General features: G+C 69.8%; 1 protein-coding gene. It reads right to left on the bottom strand.

Going from position 1 to position 464, the window contains the following annotated elements:
- On the bottom strand, positions 1-464 hold a 464-nt coding region (gene nagZ, locus J5M58_RS26755), incomplete at both ends, for a beta-N-acetylhexosaminidase (protein WP_207880387.1).

Here is a 464-nt window from a genome sequence, read left to right as displayed (position 1 = left end):
GCCCGAGCCAGTCGTACGGCGCCGCGTCGTTCGCGAGGATCTCGTCGAGCGGACGATCGTCGGTCGGCAGCGCGACGTGCGAATCGGCCTGCGCGAAGCCGTGGCCGGGAAAATGCTTGCCGCAGTTCGCCATCCCGGCGAGCGCGAGCCCGTGGTTGACGCTCTTCGCGAGCAACGCGACGACGCGCGGATCGCGATGGAACGCGCGATCGCCGATCACCTTCGAGCGGCCGTAATCGAGATCGAGCACGGGCGTGAAGCTCATGTCGATGCCGCACGCGCGCAGCTCGGAAGCGAGCACATAGCCGAGCGCGGTCGCCGCCTTCGTCGCGTGCAGCACGTCCTTGTCCCACAGCTCGCCGAGCCGGCGCATCGCCGGCAGCACGGTGAAGCCGTCGGTGCGAAAGCGCTGCACGCGGCCGCCCTCGTGATCGACCGCGATCAGGATGCCGTCGCGGATCGCC

It is taken from the genome of Pseudomonas sp. 32_A, assembly GCF_017490905.1.
GTDB lineage: Bacteria > Pseudomonadota > Gammaproteobacteria > Pseudomonadales > Pseudomonadaceae > Aquipseudomonas > Aquipseudomonas inefficax.
The sequence above is the reverse complement of the archived record's forward strand: the minus strand, read 5'-3'. Positions and strand labels throughout refer to the sequence as shown.